General features: G+C 67.9%; 12 protein-coding genes. 5 read left to right on the forward strand and 7 right to left on the reverse strand.

All coding sequences use genetic code 11. The features are described from left to right. On the reverse strand, positions 1 to 216 hold a 216-nt coding region (locus H283_RS26335; RefSeq protein ID WP_231372359.1), incomplete at its 3' end, for an alpha/beta fold hydrolase. Positions 217 to 426: 210 nt separating this feature from the next. On the opposite strand from H283_RS26335, the gene H283_RS0123355 reads away from it, so the two are divergent. After that, a complete protein-coding gene (locus H283_RS0123355) occupies positions 427 to 1,455 on the forward strand; it encodes a DUF4037 domain-containing protein (protein WP_020145951.1) in 1,029 nt (342 codons plus the stop codon). Between the two features lie 1,248 nt (positions 1,456 to 2,703). Next, positions 2,704 to 2,964: a hypothetical protein gene (locus tag H283_RS28000; protein ID WP_156023426.1), complete on the forward strand. Its 261-nt coding sequence runs from the start codon at positions 2,704 to 2,706 to the stop codon at positions 2,962 to 2,964. A 217-nt stretch (positions 2,965 to 3,181) separates the two neighbouring features. Here the strand turns inward: H283_RS28000 and H283_RS0123365 are convergent, their stop codons facing one another. From H283_RS0123365 to H283_RS0123375, 3 genes are all read right to left on the reverse strand, one after another. Further along, entirely contained in the window at positions 3,182 to 6,061 is a 2,880-nt protein-coding gene (locus H283_RS0123365; RefSeq protein WP_255324769.1) for a LuxR family transcriptional regulator, read from the reverse strand. 70 nt (positions 6,062 to 6,131) lie between these two features. Beyond that, positions 6,132 to 6,365 carry a hypothetical protein gene (locus tag H283_RS28295; protein WP_020145953.1) on the reverse strand — a complete coding sequence of 78 codons (234 nt, stop codon included), beginning with the start codon at positions 6,363 to 6,365 and terminating at the stop codon, positions 6,132 to 6,134. 348 nt (positions 6,366 to 6,713) lie between these two features. Next, positions 6,714 to 7,784 (reverse strand): hypothetical protein, encoded by a 1,071-nt coding sequence (locus H283_RS0123375; protein WP_020145954.1) that lies wholly within the window; start codon positions 7,782 to 7,784, stop codon positions 6,714 to 6,716. 773 nt (positions 7,785 to 8,557) lie between these two features. Here H283_RS0123375 and H283_RS27435 point away from each other — a divergent pair. The 3 genes from H283_RS27435 to H283_RS0123395 all read left to right on the forward strand — a co-directional run bounded on the left by H283_RS27435 (position 8,558) and on the right by H283_RS0123395 (position 11,947). Then, entirely contained in the window at positions 8,558 to 9,019 is a 462-nt protein-coding gene (locus tag H283_RS27435; RefSeq protein WP_081634014.1) for a septum formation family protein, read from the forward strand. A gap of 498 nt (positions 9,020 to 9,517) precedes the next feature. Continuing rightward, entirely contained in the window at positions 9,518 to 10,720 is a 1,203-nt protein-coding gene (locus H283_RS0123390; RefSeq protein ID WP_020145957.1) for an IS110 family transposase, read from the forward strand. 84 nt (positions 10,721 to 10,804) lie between these two features. Then, positions 10,805 to 11,947, forward strand: a complete 1,143-nt coding sequence (locus H283_RS0123395) for a hypothetical protein (protein WP_196806066.1) — start codon at positions 10,805 to 10,807, stop codon at positions 11,945 to 11,947. Between the two features lie 97 nt (positions 11,948 to 12,044). Here the strand turns inward: H283_RS0123395 and H283_RS0123400 are convergent, their stop codons facing one another. The 3 genes from H283_RS0123400 to H283_RS26345 form a co-directional block, all read right to left on the reverse strand. Continuing rightward, a complete protein-coding gene (locus tag H283_RS0123400; protein ID WP_020145959.1) occupies positions 12,045 to 12,476 on the reverse strand; it encodes a hypothetical protein in 432 nt (143 codons plus the stop codon). Between the two features lie 336 nt (positions 12,477 to 12,812). Beyond that, positions 12,813 to 13,205 (reverse strand): hypothetical protein, encoded by a 393-nt coding sequence (locus H283_RS26340; RefSeq protein WP_231372360.1) that lies wholly within the window; start codon positions 13,203 to 13,205, stop codon positions 12,813 to 12,815. A 38-nt stretch (positions 13,206 to 13,243) separates the two neighbouring features. After that, the coding region (locus H283_RS26345; RefSeq protein ID WP_020145960.1) for a PKD domain-containing protein at positions 13,244 to 13,997 on the reverse strand (754 nt) is incomplete at its 5' end.

Genomic DNA, 13,997 nt, shown 5'->3' on the forward strand with positions numbered 1-13,997 from the left:
GACCTGGTCGGTCAGGCCGTGCCCGCGCCGGGTCAGGGCGATCACGCGGAACTGGTCGCTCAAGTGTGGCGAGAGCTCTGCGAAGATGTGGGCCGTACATCCCAGTCCGGCCAGCAGGAGCAGGGGATCACCGTTGCCGCCCCAGTCCAGGTAATGGAAGCGGACGCCGTCAAGGATGACGAACTGGTCGGAAGGTAAGTCCATGGGACCCGGCACGGGGTGACCGTACCGCGAGGAGCCCAGCGAAGACATGCTCTGGAACCCGTTCAGCCCGCCTGATATCGGCACGCTCCAACCATCGCCCGCGCATCCTCACGATCGCCCGCCCGGCGGCATGACCGCGCTTTTGGATGGCAGATTCTCCGGCGGCGCCTGCCTGGCTGATGGCTCCGCCGGGCTGGTGCGGGGGTCCACACTGGTGTTCCCGTGGAGGAGGTTGATGGCATGTCGACGTTTGTTCCGGGGGCCGAGCTGAGCCGGAGACTGTACAACGAGGCCGTGCAGCCCATTCTGCGCGCCAGGTTCCCTGACCTGCGGCACGCTGCGGCGCTGCTTGGTCGCGGGTCAGAGGTGCTCGGCTTCGATGATGAGATGTCGACCGACCACGACTGGAAGCCGCGCGTCTCGGTGTTCCTCGCGGAGGGGGACGAGGCGCGTCTCGGCGCCGAGGTCCGGGAGGCCCTGCAAACGGACCTGCCGGTGACCTTCGCCGGTCACCCGATCGGCCACGAGGTCCACACCGTGCGCGGTTACGTCTCGCAACAGCTGGATCTGGACATCGCCCGTGACATCGAGCCGCGCGACTGGCTGACACTGCCGGAGCACGGGCTTCGCATGTTCACCTCGGGGTTCGTCTTCCACGACGAGGTTGGCCTGCAGGCGGCGCGGGACCGTCTGGCCTACTACCCCCACGACGTTTGGCTGTACCTGCTGCTCGCCGGCTGGTGGCGCGTCCACCCCGAGATGAACTTGGTTGGCAGAGCCGGAGCGGCGGGCGACGAGCTGGGCTCCTCGCTTATCGGGTCGCGCCTTGTCTCGGATCTCATGCGACTCGTCTTCCTGATGGAACGGCAGTACGCCCCGTATTCGAAATGGTTCGGAACGGCTTTCTCCCGCCTTGCGAACGGCTCGGACCTGACGCCCGTCCTGTGGAATGTCGAACGCGCCGAGACCTGGCAGGACCGCGAAGCGGCCCTACTGACGGCCCACGAGAGGCTGGCCCAGATGCACAACGCGCTCGGCCTGACCGCTCCGGTGACGACCAAAGTCGTGCGCATGTGGGACCGACCCTTCAAGGTCGCCTGGGCCGACATCCCGGAACTGCTTCTCCCTTTGATCCAGGACCCAGCGGTGGTGAGCATCGCGCAGAGATGGCCGGTCGGACCCGTCGACCAGTTCCGCGAGCTGATCTGGGCACCGAAGAACCGGCCTTTGCTGTTGCGGCTCTTCGACTAGGCCGCACGCCGCCCAGCGGCTACAACGACGGCTGCCGACGCTCCGCACCGGGAGACCTCGTGAGCCCACTAGACGTGCACGCTCATCGGCAGGACCGCGCTGACAGCGGCATGACCGGATGGCTCCAGTGCTCGTTCTCGCCTTCGACGTACAGGAAGCGGCTGGCCGGGATTGTGCGGGGTCCTCACCAGCAGGATTCGTCTCTTCCCCGCACGAGCGACCTCCCGCGCAGTCCGGCGCGACCTTTGCCGGCACCATGGTGATGTCAGCAGCTCGGCCAGGACGCCGGCGTCCGCATGCAGTTCTGAGGGCGCGCGGAGCGAGGCCGGGTCGGGTCGTTGTGCATCCTTCCGCGTCAGCAAAGAGTCCAAGCGTCGAGTCCTACACCTATGTCCCCGCGACGCCGGGCCCGGCTGTAACGCTGTCCCGCGACACCCCGATGTTCCCTGTGAAGGCCGCAACCGGGGAAAGCGACCTCGAGCATGGGGGACGCATGGGGAGGTGCGGGACGGCGGCCGGGCAGGTCGCCGTCCCGAGACGTCCCCTCCGCGAGGCCCCACCGCGTCGCAGGACGCAGCGATGGATCCGAACGCATCCCACTCGTAGTCAGCCACGACTGCAAGCCATCCTTCGGCCTCGAGCATCTCGTTCGGGCCGGAGGATGGAACTCCTCGGACCATGGTTCGAAAGCAGGAGAGTCGACGGGGCCGATGCCAGTCGGTGACGAGTCCGATGGCTGCCACGATCGCCATGCCGGGCTGGCTGATGATTGCTGAGCCCGAGAGGTGCCGAATCGTCGAGGGAGCCCCGTGACTCCGTACCGCACTCGATCTACATCGTCGGCGTGAACTTCTCGGGCCCCTTCGAGTGACTGGTCGGACGCATTCAGGTGCGAGGCGTTCAAACGCAACCCGCAGTCACGGACGACTCCGCCCAGCCCGGCTTCACGGAACTGTCCGTCGCCAACCAAACCATGTCTCAAGCGATACCCACACGGCTGCACCCCAAAGCTCTCGTCTCGGATTGGAGCGGGAGATCGACCGACGTGCCGCATGGTCGGACGTCCTGTCGTCAACGCGGCAGGCCGGACGTCCCGTCCCGCCCTCCACACGAAATGGCAGTGCCGCCAGTGCTATTGAGCCTCGAGCGCCGAGGACTGGTATTTCTCCCGATGTGACGAGCAGGCGCGCCGCTGGATCGTGGAAGTCGCCGGCAAATGTGTCGGCGTCACGATCTGTAGGAGGAATCATGAACGGTCGGACCGTCACGGTGAGCCTGATCGTTGGTGCACTCGTTGCGCTCACGCCTGCTGTCTCCCGGTCTCAACCGGTGGCTGACTCGTCGCGCCCTTCGGTTGCTGGGCATGAAGCGGCCATCGCCTACTTCGTCGCCGCGTATCGTGCGGCGCCGTTGCCGGAGAAGCGGGGTGTCCACAATGACTTGATGACGGTGCTCTCGGACCCTGATTTCGCCTTTGCCGAGGGCCGACACACGGCGGCTCCCCGGTGACGTAGCAGTCGCAACCCGCGTGCCTCGAGGGCTGCGTGGCCTTGGGGTGACGCCCCTCGCTGGGTCGAAGCAAGGCCAGCGGCCCCAGTGCTCCGCATTTCGCAACATCTGGAGCAACGGTCGCGCGGGCATCTGTCCGCCGAGGATAGTCAGGGGGCGTTCATGACGTCGATGACGTCGCAGCAGCGAGGGGATTGCTGTGCGGGGCCCGACTGGGTCAGCCCGGCGAATCAGTTGTGGCCTTGGCGTGGGTGGTGCGCGCGATGGCGGCGGCTTGCCCGCGGTTGGTGACGCCGAGCTTGGTCAGTATTCGCCCGACGTGAGCGCTGGCGGTCTTCTCGGTGATGAAGAGCGCGGCCGCGATGGCGCGGTCGGTCGCTCCTGTTGCGAGGACTTCGAGGACCTCTTGTTCCCGGGGCGTGAGCCTGTCGAGTGGCCCGGCGTCGCTGCGGGCGAGAGGAAGGGGCACCCGGTGTTTTCGGGCGCTGAGGGCAGCCTGCTGCTCGAGCCAGCCAGCACCGATGGCGTGGGCGGTGTGCCAGAGCCTGACGAGCTGCTCCTTGCCGTCGTCGCGGTGGCCGCCTGTCAGAAGGGCTCGCGCGAGTTCGAGGTGGGGCCCCAGGGCTGTGTGCCGACCGAACTGTTCGGCCAGGTACAACGCCTGGTGCCACTCGCCGATGGCGGGACGTCCAGCCAGGCGGGCCCGATGGGCGGCGGCGATGGCGAGGTCGGCGTGGTAGCAGGTGTCCGCCCATTGCGGCGTCAGATGGTCGTGGGCGTAGGCGAAGGCGGTCTCGGACAGCCGGAGCAGGTAGGCGGAGGCGTCGTGCCCGGCGTCTGCGGCGCGCGCTTGGGCGGTGAAGCCGAGTCGGGCGGCCTGTGCGAGCTCAATCGGTGAGTCGGTGGCCGAGACCTCGCCGAGGAGGGATTCGGTCACGCTGAGGAGCTGTCGGATGTCCCCGGCTTGCTCGTAGGCCTGGATCAGGCGCGGCGTGTGGGCGAGGTTCGGCTTCGTTGGCGACTCGTGGGACTCGAGCCAGCGTCGCTCGAGGGTCAGGGCTGCTGCGCTGTCGCCGCGTGCGAGCAGGACCATGACTGGGATCCAGGTTCGGCGGTAGGCAGGTATGCCCGGCAGGCATGCGCTCTCGTAGAGGTCGGAGGCCTCCGTAAACTGTCCGTTCTGGATGAGCCACTCGACTTCCTGCTCCGCGGCGAAGGCGACGAGCCGAGGAAGTCCGGCCTGCTGGGCCTCGGTGCGTGTCCGTCGGGCCAGCTGGAGCCCCTCAGCAATCCGTCCGCGGCACAGGAGGTTGTAGGACAGCTCGCCGGCGATCTCCAGGGCGGTGCCGGTTTGGTCCGCGTGCTGGGCTGCTCGCAACGCGATCTCGTTGGCCTCGATGGCCTCGTCGCACCGCCCGAGACACCACATCGCGCCGGACCGTTCCCATGTCGCCTCGGGGATGAGGTCGGTGGCTCCTGCCTCGCGGGCGACCTCGTGGGCCCGCTCGGCCAGGGACAGGGCCGCACCGAACTTCGAGCACAGGAAGGTGTGGAAGCTTCCGGCAATCAACGCCTCCGCCAGTTCCCTGCTGGGCGCGGTCCCGGCGAAGGCGATGGCCCGGTCGAGGGCTTCGGCCCGGTCAAGGACCCCCGGCACGTCGGCCCACTCCTGTCCGACTGCGGTGTAGACGCGGGAGGCGGCCAGGGGGTCGCCGTCGGTCGGGAGGAGCTCGACGGCGCGGCGCAGCAGACCGTGCACTCTGTCTCGGACACCCTCGTTGGCAAGGGCGCCGGCGGCGAGGACGGGTAGGTCCGTCTTGGCGAGAAAACAGCGGCGCGCGGCCTCGGGCACCCGGTCCCAGAGCTCGAGCGCCCGCTCGAAGTAGTCGGCCGCTGCGGCCGCCCCGTACTGCGTGCCAGCCAGGCCGGCCGACACCGATGCCTCGAAGGCGAGGTCAAGTTCGTGGGCGGCGTACGCGTGATGCGCCAACGCCGCGCCGTACTCCCAGCGCTCGGTCGAGGAGCCCCCCTCCAGGCGGACCCTCAGCGCCCGGGCGAAGGATGCGTGCAGGTCCACGCGTGCACGGGGGAGCAGGTCGTCGTGGATCGCCTCGCGAAGGAGCGCATGCCGGAAGGAGAACATGTCGGCGCGCCGCACGAAGATGTTGCCGTCGATTACCTCTCGCAGAGCGGATGCAAACCGGTCGGGCTCGAGCTCGGAGGCGTCCTCGAGCAGCTCGACATCGACGATGTCGCCAGCCACCGAGGCGAGGCGGCAGAGGTGCTTGGCATCGTCCGGGAGCCGGTCGGTGCGGCGCAGCAAAAGGGCGTTCAAGGTGGCGGGAATGCCCTCCTCGGCGTCCAGCAGCTCTGTCACGTACAGCGGGTTACCTTCGGACCGCCGCGCGAGTGCCTCGACCGTTACTCGCTGCAGGTCTCGTCCCGTGCGTCGCCGAGCCAGCTCCGCGACTGAGTCATCGTCGAGCCCGTGCAGCTCGAGGCGCAGTGCTCTCGGGGAGTTGCCCAGCTCGAGGAGGACCGGTGACAGCGGGTGGTCGCGATGAACCTCTTCGGTTCGGACGGTGAGACCCAGCAAGACTCGCCCTCGACACGTGCGGACCATCGCAAGAGCCCAGTCCCGCACCGACTGGTCGGCCCAGTGGACGTCCTCCAGGACGAGCATCAGGGGTCCGGCGTCGGCGAGGGCCTCTGTCGCGGCGAGCAACCGCTGCAACGACGCCCCCTCCGCGTGGGTGCCGGGTGTGGCTAGCCACGCGGCCGGGGGCGGCAGGGCCGCGCGCTCGGGCAGATGACGCACGTACGCGCGTAGTGCCTCCAGCACCGGGCCGAAAGGGAGCCCGAGCGCGATGTCAAGACAGTGGCCCATGGTGAAGCCCATCCCATAGGCGCCCGCACGTGATGCCATGGCCTGCATGAAGGTGGTTTTTCCGATCCCGGCATCCCCGCCGACCACCAGCACTCCGACACTCTGCCCCCCAGAAACGGGTTCGTTCAAGGTTGCTCGGAGCAACTCCTCAGACATGCCGAGTTCTTCACGCCTGCCAACGGGCGCGTCCCCTTCGAATGCACCTAGCACCGGCCCCTCCCGACGCTGCGGGATCGTGTTGCGACGGTTCCTCCAGAGTACGTGGACAGGATGCAGTACCTCAGAGGAACTCCGAACCGGACTCGTTGAACAGGAGGACGATCTCGTTGTGAGTACGAAGGTCTCCGGTGTGCGCGTACTCCCACTGGAGCTGCCGCAGCAGGACCGCGATGTCGGCCTTCTGGCTGGTGTGCGAGCCCGGTTCCGGGAGGACAGGTGAGGCATGCGACGCTGAGGTGCAGAGGAGGGCAGCGGCTGCCGCGAGCACGCTGGCGGCGGTGAGGCGAGCGATCATGGCGAGTCTCCTTGACGACGTGGAAAGGGCCTGACTGGCCTTCGCCTTCCACGGTCCGCCCGGCGTCCAAGTGCGCACATCCGGAGAACTACCAGACCTCGCAGCACCACTCGCCTTCGTGGAACAGCGAAGCACCGGCGTGCTGCAGAAGGGGACGTTCGCCGCGCAGGGGCGGAAGGCTCGACGCAGACCCAGCAGTAGCGGCGGTGGCCAGCGGCTTTCGCGCGGCAGACGAGCTCTGCGAGCCGTTCCAGATCCTCCGCCAGCTCGGCCGGGTCATCCGGTTAACTCGGCCCGTCGTCCGCCGAAGCCTTCGCGCAGTTACATGCCATCGTCGGAAACCCCGCCTCAGGGCGCTTCCCCGACGTCGTCGTTCAGGAAGAGCCTTTCCCGGGAACGCGTCCGTTGGCTGCGCTGCAGGGTGGCGACAGCGATGTCAATGTCGTCCCGCACGACAGGCTCCGATGCACGCCAGGAGCGTCGCCAGCCTCGCCGATGCCGATTGCTGAGAATGTCCCGGTACCGGGCGGCGACAGCTTCGCCGTCGGCCGTGGGCTCGAGGTAGCTTCTCGTGAGCTGAAGCGATCCAAGCAATGCGCGTTCGACGCACACGCTGACCAGGCCTTCCGCGCGGAGCGGGTCGACCACGCATCGTTCGTACCAGTGCAGAGGGCTTCCACATGGGTACCCGTGTTCCACCTCGAGCTTGTCCCCGAACTCCTGCGCCACATAGCGCGCCAGACGCTCCGGGGTGATATCGCGCGGGTGCCCGTCGAAGAGCGGGGCGAACGATGCGAGAGCTGGGCGCGCGGAGCGCGGAACCGGCTTGCCGGTGACCCGATAGCCCACGAACCGGCCCCGAACCCCCGCACCGTTGTCCGTGAGCCGCACAAAGTGGCCGCGGCACAGGAGTTCCTCCAAAGCCCACGTCATCGCCCAACCGGGGCTGAACGGCGCCCAACCCCGCAAGAGCACCTCGAGCTCGGCTGCGCACAATGGGCCGGAATGGTCTGCCCGGACCTGATTGCTCATGGGCCAAAGCTGCCTGCTCTGATTGTCGCCGCCCTCGCCGTCACGGCCGCCCCCGTCGCCATACCGCCCGTGGTACCCGGGTCGACCGCACTGAGTGCGCTCACGCAAGCTCTGGGCCTCGGCGCGTTTGGACTCCCAGCGATGCCAACCGAAGCGGCCCGCGAGGCTCTTGCTGCGCTGGGCCAGCTCGGGCGCGTTGAACGCGGCGGCCGCTTGCTCCGCCGCGACCCGCTCCCCGGCGACCCCCTCCGCCGCGAGCCGCTCCGCAGCCGTCTTCGCCGCGGCTCGCTGCGCCGGGGACTTCGCCGGGGCCCACTTCTTGGCAGCCCGCTTGGCGTGATTCCTTCTCTTGCTGTTGCGGTGCTGCGGGTGCTTGGTCGTGGTCATGCCTCAGTGTGCTTACGTGCACCGGACCGCGTCTGTGCTCGGGAGCACACGTCGTGCGCACCATGTCGCCGCGGGCACAGACGAGTGGTCGCCGAAGGGTCACCGTGGAGGTCAGCAGCGGGCGTTGCTTCGCACAGAGAGGACCAAGCAATGATCTCCACGACCCAGCCGGCGCCCCGAACCGGGTCGGTCCCGCGGGCGCTGTTCTTCGGGATTGCGGGCGCACTTGTGGGGACGGCGGCCTACGCCGCGTTCACCGTGCTCACGGATCTGGAGGTTATCTACGTTTCGGTGCTGCTCGGTACCCTCGTGGGCTGGTCCGTGCGCCTGGCCAACTCCTCACTTCCTCGGGTTTGGGCCTCGACCATGAGCGTCCTGCTGACCCTGTGCGCGCTGCTGGTGTCGGACTACCTGATGGGTCGCCAAGCCACCGGGGTAACCGGTGGTCCGCTGCTCCCCTCCGCGGACAGCTTCTTATTCGCCGAGCGAATGAACCTCACCGGAGACCCACTGACGTTGCTCTTCTGGGGCGTCTCGCTGTTTGCGGCGTCCCAGGCGGCTCGCCCCATTCGACCGAGCCCGACCACCGGAGAAGGGCAAGGGTTGGCTCCCGAGCCCCCTGATGTCCGCGACGTCGTGCCGGTGCGAGACCAGGTCGACGTCGACGCAACCGTTCAGGACCGTTCGCCCGTTCAGGATGGGCCGACGGACCCGCGAGTCCAGGACGGACAGACGCCGCCGGAGCAGGACAACATTTGGCCGCGGCTCTTGGCATGGCGCTACTGGACCGCCGTCTTCGCTGCGGCCTTCGTCGTCGGCGCCGCGGGGGTGGTCATCGGGTCGGTGCCGCTTCCGGTGCGCGATGGGGCCCGCCCAAGCCTGCAGGTGGGCACTGCTACGACGATCCGAGCACCAGTGCGGCTGGCTCACCACAGGAGGTGGCGTGCGCCGACCCGCACGACGAAGAGGTCTACTACGTGTTCGACCTGACCGAAAGCTCGTATCCGGGCGACACGGCGATCCAGGAGGAGTCCGACCCCCAGTGCGGCGCCGCCCTGCCCGCCTACACCGGAGACCACGCCAGTCAGTACTACTTCTCCTACTACTCCCCGGACCAGTTCTCGTGGAGTCTGGGCGACCGAGTCGTCGCCTGCGTGCTGAGCAGAGCGCCCGGGTCCGACCATGAGACCTCGGGTGGCACGAAGCTCCGCGGAACGGCGCGATCCACATCGTGATTGAGTGCCGGGCGTGCCTCGTCACGGTCCAGACCACGCTCCAGACAACGGTCAAGACAACGGTCAAGCGCATCCCGCCGCGCCTCCCAGGGCTACCAGGGGGGACCGTCCCGGCACGAGAGTTTCTTCGCCGATCCGCACTCGCCCTGGCAGCGGCCACGAAAGAGAACACCGTGCTTCGCCAAGGGCCCTATAGCGGACGCTTCCTGATGTCCCTTATCGCCGGGATCGATCACCCACAGAACCCCTATGAGCGTCTACCGCTCATCGGCTACTTAGAAACTGGTTGCAGGATCGACGTCCGGCCAGACTCGGTTTAGGTACTCGGCGAGACGCTCTCTCTATCGGCTGCCCACCGGCGTCATTGGTGTGGCTCTCTCATGGCATGCGCTCTCGTCGGGTACCGCGCGAGGAGAGGCTCGAAAGGGGTTTGTTCTGCTCGAAGTAGCAATGCCCTCCTCGCTTCTACGTCGCTGGTGAACGAGGAGGTGCAGTGCGATGGGCGTGATCATCGGGATGGACCCGCACAAGCGCTCGGCCACGATCGAGGTCATCGACCAGACCGGTCGAGTACTTGAGGTGGGGCGGTTCGACACGGACCAGGCCGGCTACGCGGCGATGCTCGCCGCTGGCCGCGGCCAGGGTGCGGTGGGTGAGCGGGTGTGGGCTGTCGAGGGCTGCAACGGGATCGGTCGGCACATCGCGCACCGGCTGGTGCACGATGGGGAACGGGTGGTCGACGTGCCACCGAAGCTGTCGGCGCAGGTGCGGATCTTCGCGACCGGCAACGGTCGCAAGACTGACCCGGTCGATGCGCACTCGGTCGCGTTGGCGGCTTTGTACGCCCCGGGGGAGCCGGGTCTTCGCCGTGTGCTGGTCGAGGACGACCTGGTCGTGATGGGTTTGATGGTCGACCGGCGTGATGAGCTAGGTCGGGCGCGTACGCAGACGCTCAATCGGCTGCATCGGCTTCTGCTGGAGCTGATTCCGGGCGGCGCGAAGACATTTCTGTCCGCGCCGCAGGCCCGCGCGCTGGTCGCGACGGTCAAGCCGCGGGACCTCGTCGGGAAGACGAGGCGCCGGTTCGTCGTCGAGCTGATCACCGAGCTCGAGGGGATCGACCGCAAGATCAGGACGGCCGAACGAGAGCTCGCCGCGCTCGTGCAGGAGCGCGGGTCGAGCTTGCTGGAGCTGACCGGGATCGGCCCGACCGGTGCCGCGCGGCTGTTGGCCGATGTCGGGGACATCCACCGGTTCCGCGACAAGGACCGCTTCGCGTCCTGGAACGGGACCGCGCCCCTGGACGCGTCCTCCGGGGCGCAGCAACGGCACCGGCTGTCGCGGGCCGGCAACCGTCGGATCAACCGGACGCTGCACATCATGGCCGTCGTCCAGTTGCGCAACCCGACACCCGGGCGAGAGTTCTACGACGCACGCAAGGCCGGCGGGACGCCCTCGTTGATGGCGATGCGATCGCTCAAGCGGCGCCTGTCCAACGTCGTGTACGCCCGCATGGTCGCCGACCAGAACCGACGCGACCTCACCCTCGACACCGATGATGTGACGGGCCCGGGAGGGCACCGGGGCAACGACTCTGACTCCAGCGTGACCGGCTCACAACCCCACACCGGCTCTTCGGAGAAGCCTCTTCCCGGACCCGTCACCACCGAGCGTAGAACGCCGATCCCCGCAAGGTCTTGACCTAAAGGGGTGCCATGAGAGGAAGAGTGCTTCCGCGTTCAGCGGGCGCTTTGGACTCGATCGGGCGCCGACATTCGCCGAAGAGTGACCAAGCCACGGGTTCGGCTGGTGGGTGACTGGTTTGGGGGGACTAGTACCAATGTCCTATCGCCAGAGGGTCTCCTGACGGAGAGGATCGGCTGTGCCCAGGGACAACTCAACGCCGAGGAGTCGGTCATGGCAGTGAAGCAGAGAATACTTGTGGTGATCGGGGCGGTCGCCCTCGCCGCATCAGCGCTGGCCGTCACGTCAGGGACCGCGCAAGCCGCATCGTCGAAGGGATGCGTGAACGGCGGATTCCGCCTCGTCAACAGCACAACAGGGGTAACCGTCGCCGCAGCCGGCTCCGACCGCGTCCAGACCAGCATCCCGGCCAGCCAGTTCGGCAGCACCATCCAGGTGCGAGGCCGATACGCGCAGTTCGACGTCCGTGCCGTCGATTTCGCCGTTCTCAACCAGGCGTTCACCGGTGCCGCGAACGAGCTCGACATGACGGGGGGCCGCTTCACGCCGGTCTTCGCCAGCAAGGTTCCCGACCATCGCGGCCTCGTGCTCGACAGCGCCATCTCGGTCGAGCTCGACGGCGAGGGGCTCTCGCTCCAGCGGACGGGCACCGGGCTGTCGATGACGATCTCGGCGAAGGACTGCGCGCAAGGGGGCATCTTCCAGATGGAACCGCAGCGCGGCGACGGGACGAGGACTCGCATCACCCACACTTTGGCCACGTCGTCGACCCCCGGCCTGACGCCGTTCTACTTCGACAACCCGAACTTCCGCGCCCGGGTGGGCCAGTTCCTCGGGTCGGGCTGCAGCAGCGTGCAGACAGGTCCCCCTGGCCAGTTCTGCGTCCAGGTCGGAACCCGCGTCAACATCGGGAACGGCCTGTCCTCGAAGTTCGTCGCCCGCGACAGTGCGCAGGTGGCGGATCGGGTGCCGAACGCGGCCTGCAACACCGCCACGCCGGTGACCCCGAGCGTTCGCCACTGTGGCGGAGTGTCGGTCTGGGACGTCGCGAGCGGCGGCAGGCTCGGTTTCGTGACAGGCGAGGACGCAACGGAGGTGGCGAACCCGCCCACGGACTGCGTCTCGAACTGCCAGGCGCAGAACCAGGTACGAGGGCGGCTCGCCAACCTGGGTTTCCCCTTCCCCGTCCCAGCTGGAAGCCGGCTCGTCCCCAGGTCCGCCTGAACGCACGCCCGCAGTCCCCTCCCACTTCGGAAGCGGGGCTGCGGGCGCTTGTGCCGGTTGCTCTCGTTGCCGAGTTGCGAGCCAACCGACAGCGTGGTCACCCGGACATGGTGCGCCGATAGGTGAGGGCCAGGTCGTCCTCCCAGCCGGCGTCATCACGGTTCATCCGGCCTTGCCCGCTCATCGTGTGCCCATCGTCGCCGAACCGGGCGACGAAGGATTGCTGGAAACCTGGGTCGTCGCGCCAGTACCGCCATTGATCGCCTTCTACGGCGACCTCGTAGACCCGGTGTATCCCGCGGTAGTCGAAGTAGTGCATGAGCAACTGGTCGTCGATCCAGCCGATGATTGAGATCGCGTCCGGTACCTGCGGATGGTCGTAGTGGGAGCGCCAGATGAGGAACTTGTGCCCGTCCAGCCACTCGAACGTGGCCCGGCCCGTGATTTCGTCGCCTGGCAGCAGCGGATGTGAGCCCTCACTGGTCCAGCGCCCGACCAAGAGAGTGGCCAGCTCATCGAACGAACGCATCGGACCCCCTGCAGGATGATGTGCAGACACGAGCAACCGTACGCCGGGCGAGGGGCAGTTCCCGTCGGAGAAGACCGACGAATGCTGGCGTCCGGGCCGTGCGTGCCGCGGGCGACGGGACACGCTGCCAGCAGCCGCGTGGTGACCTGTACTACGGGTTCGGCGCCACCTCGCGCACCATCACGCAGTTACCCAGGCCCTTCGGCCGGTCGTAGGTGAAACCTTCGCGCTCATACATCGCGCGGGTGCCGTTGTAGAGGAACGACGAGTTCTTCTTCCGAACACCGCCGGTGTCGTGGGGATAGCCCTCGACCCGGCCCCCTCCCGCCTGCGCGATCAGCTCGACAGCTCCGCGCAGGGCGAGCGCCGCCAGACCTTGCCCTCGATGGGCGCGCTCGACCTGGATGCAGGTGACCCGGTAGTCGGGAAGTCGCTCAGCAGTGGCGAGGTACTCCTTGCGGTGGTGGATGTTGGCAGTTCCCCGGGCGTTCCGTACTCGGCCCAGGCGATGGCGAGGTCGCCGTCGTAGACGAGCGCCGCATGTGCGATCCCCTCGTCGACGCGGCGCTTCTTGAACGCCCGGTTGTCCTCGGCGGTGTCTGGCTCCCGGTCCTCGGGGTGGAACCAGGTGCACCAGCAGCTGGCGAACATGCCCTTGTTCCGCTCGACAAGAGCGGCGAAGTCGCCGAAGGTCTCCGGCGTGAGCGCCCTGATCGTGTGGTCGGACATGTCGGCAAGGTACCCCCGGCCGCGGACCCGCGGTGACTCTAGGGCTTGAACGTGATGACGAGGGCGGCCCAGGTACCGGCGATGGTGCCGTCCGCCTGGAAGGTGCTCGATGAGGTGGGGAGCCGGTAGGCCCTGCCGAGGCTCGCCTTGGGTGCCGACTGGGCGGTGAGGGCGGTCCACGAGGTGGTCCAGGTGGGACTGGTGGCCCTCGTGAACGTGGCAACGGCGCCGAAGACGACCTCGCGGGGTGCAGTGGTCGTGGCGGTGAGGCCGGAGGAGAAGGCGGTGCTCGTGCCGGTCGCGGCCGCCGAGCGGTCCACCCGGGTCACGCCGGCGAGCTCATCGACCACCATCTGGTAGGTGCTCGATCCGGGGAAGGTGGCCGTGATCTTCGCTCCGGAGGCGAGCGGTCTCGTGGCGAGCCCCGTGAGGACCAGGAGACGACCGCCACTCATTGGGACGTCGCGCGCGACCGAGTAGGCATTACCCGCCGTGTCGCTGGCCGCAACCGCTCCGGTGGTCGACTTGGCCGCGATCTGCAGCGTGATCACGACCAGGTCGCCCTGGCGCACGCCAGCGATGGGGCTGACGGTCACGGTTCCCGAGCTCTTCGTCGTCGTTGCCGAGCTGCTACCGAGCGCCGCGACGTAGGCGGGCTGCGCGGTTGTCGTGACGGTCTGCTGGGCGGTGGCGGTGCGTCCGGAGGTGTTGGTGACGGTGACGGTGGTCGTGAAGGTTCCGGTGGTCGTGTAGGTGTGGGTGGCGGTCGGGTTGGCCTGGGCAGGCAGGACC

The sequence above is a fragment of the Terracoccus sp. 273MFTsu3.1 genome (assembly GCF_000383675.1).
Classification (GTDB): Bacteria; Actinomycetota; Actinomycetes; order Actinomycetales; family Dermatophilaceae; genus Terrabacter.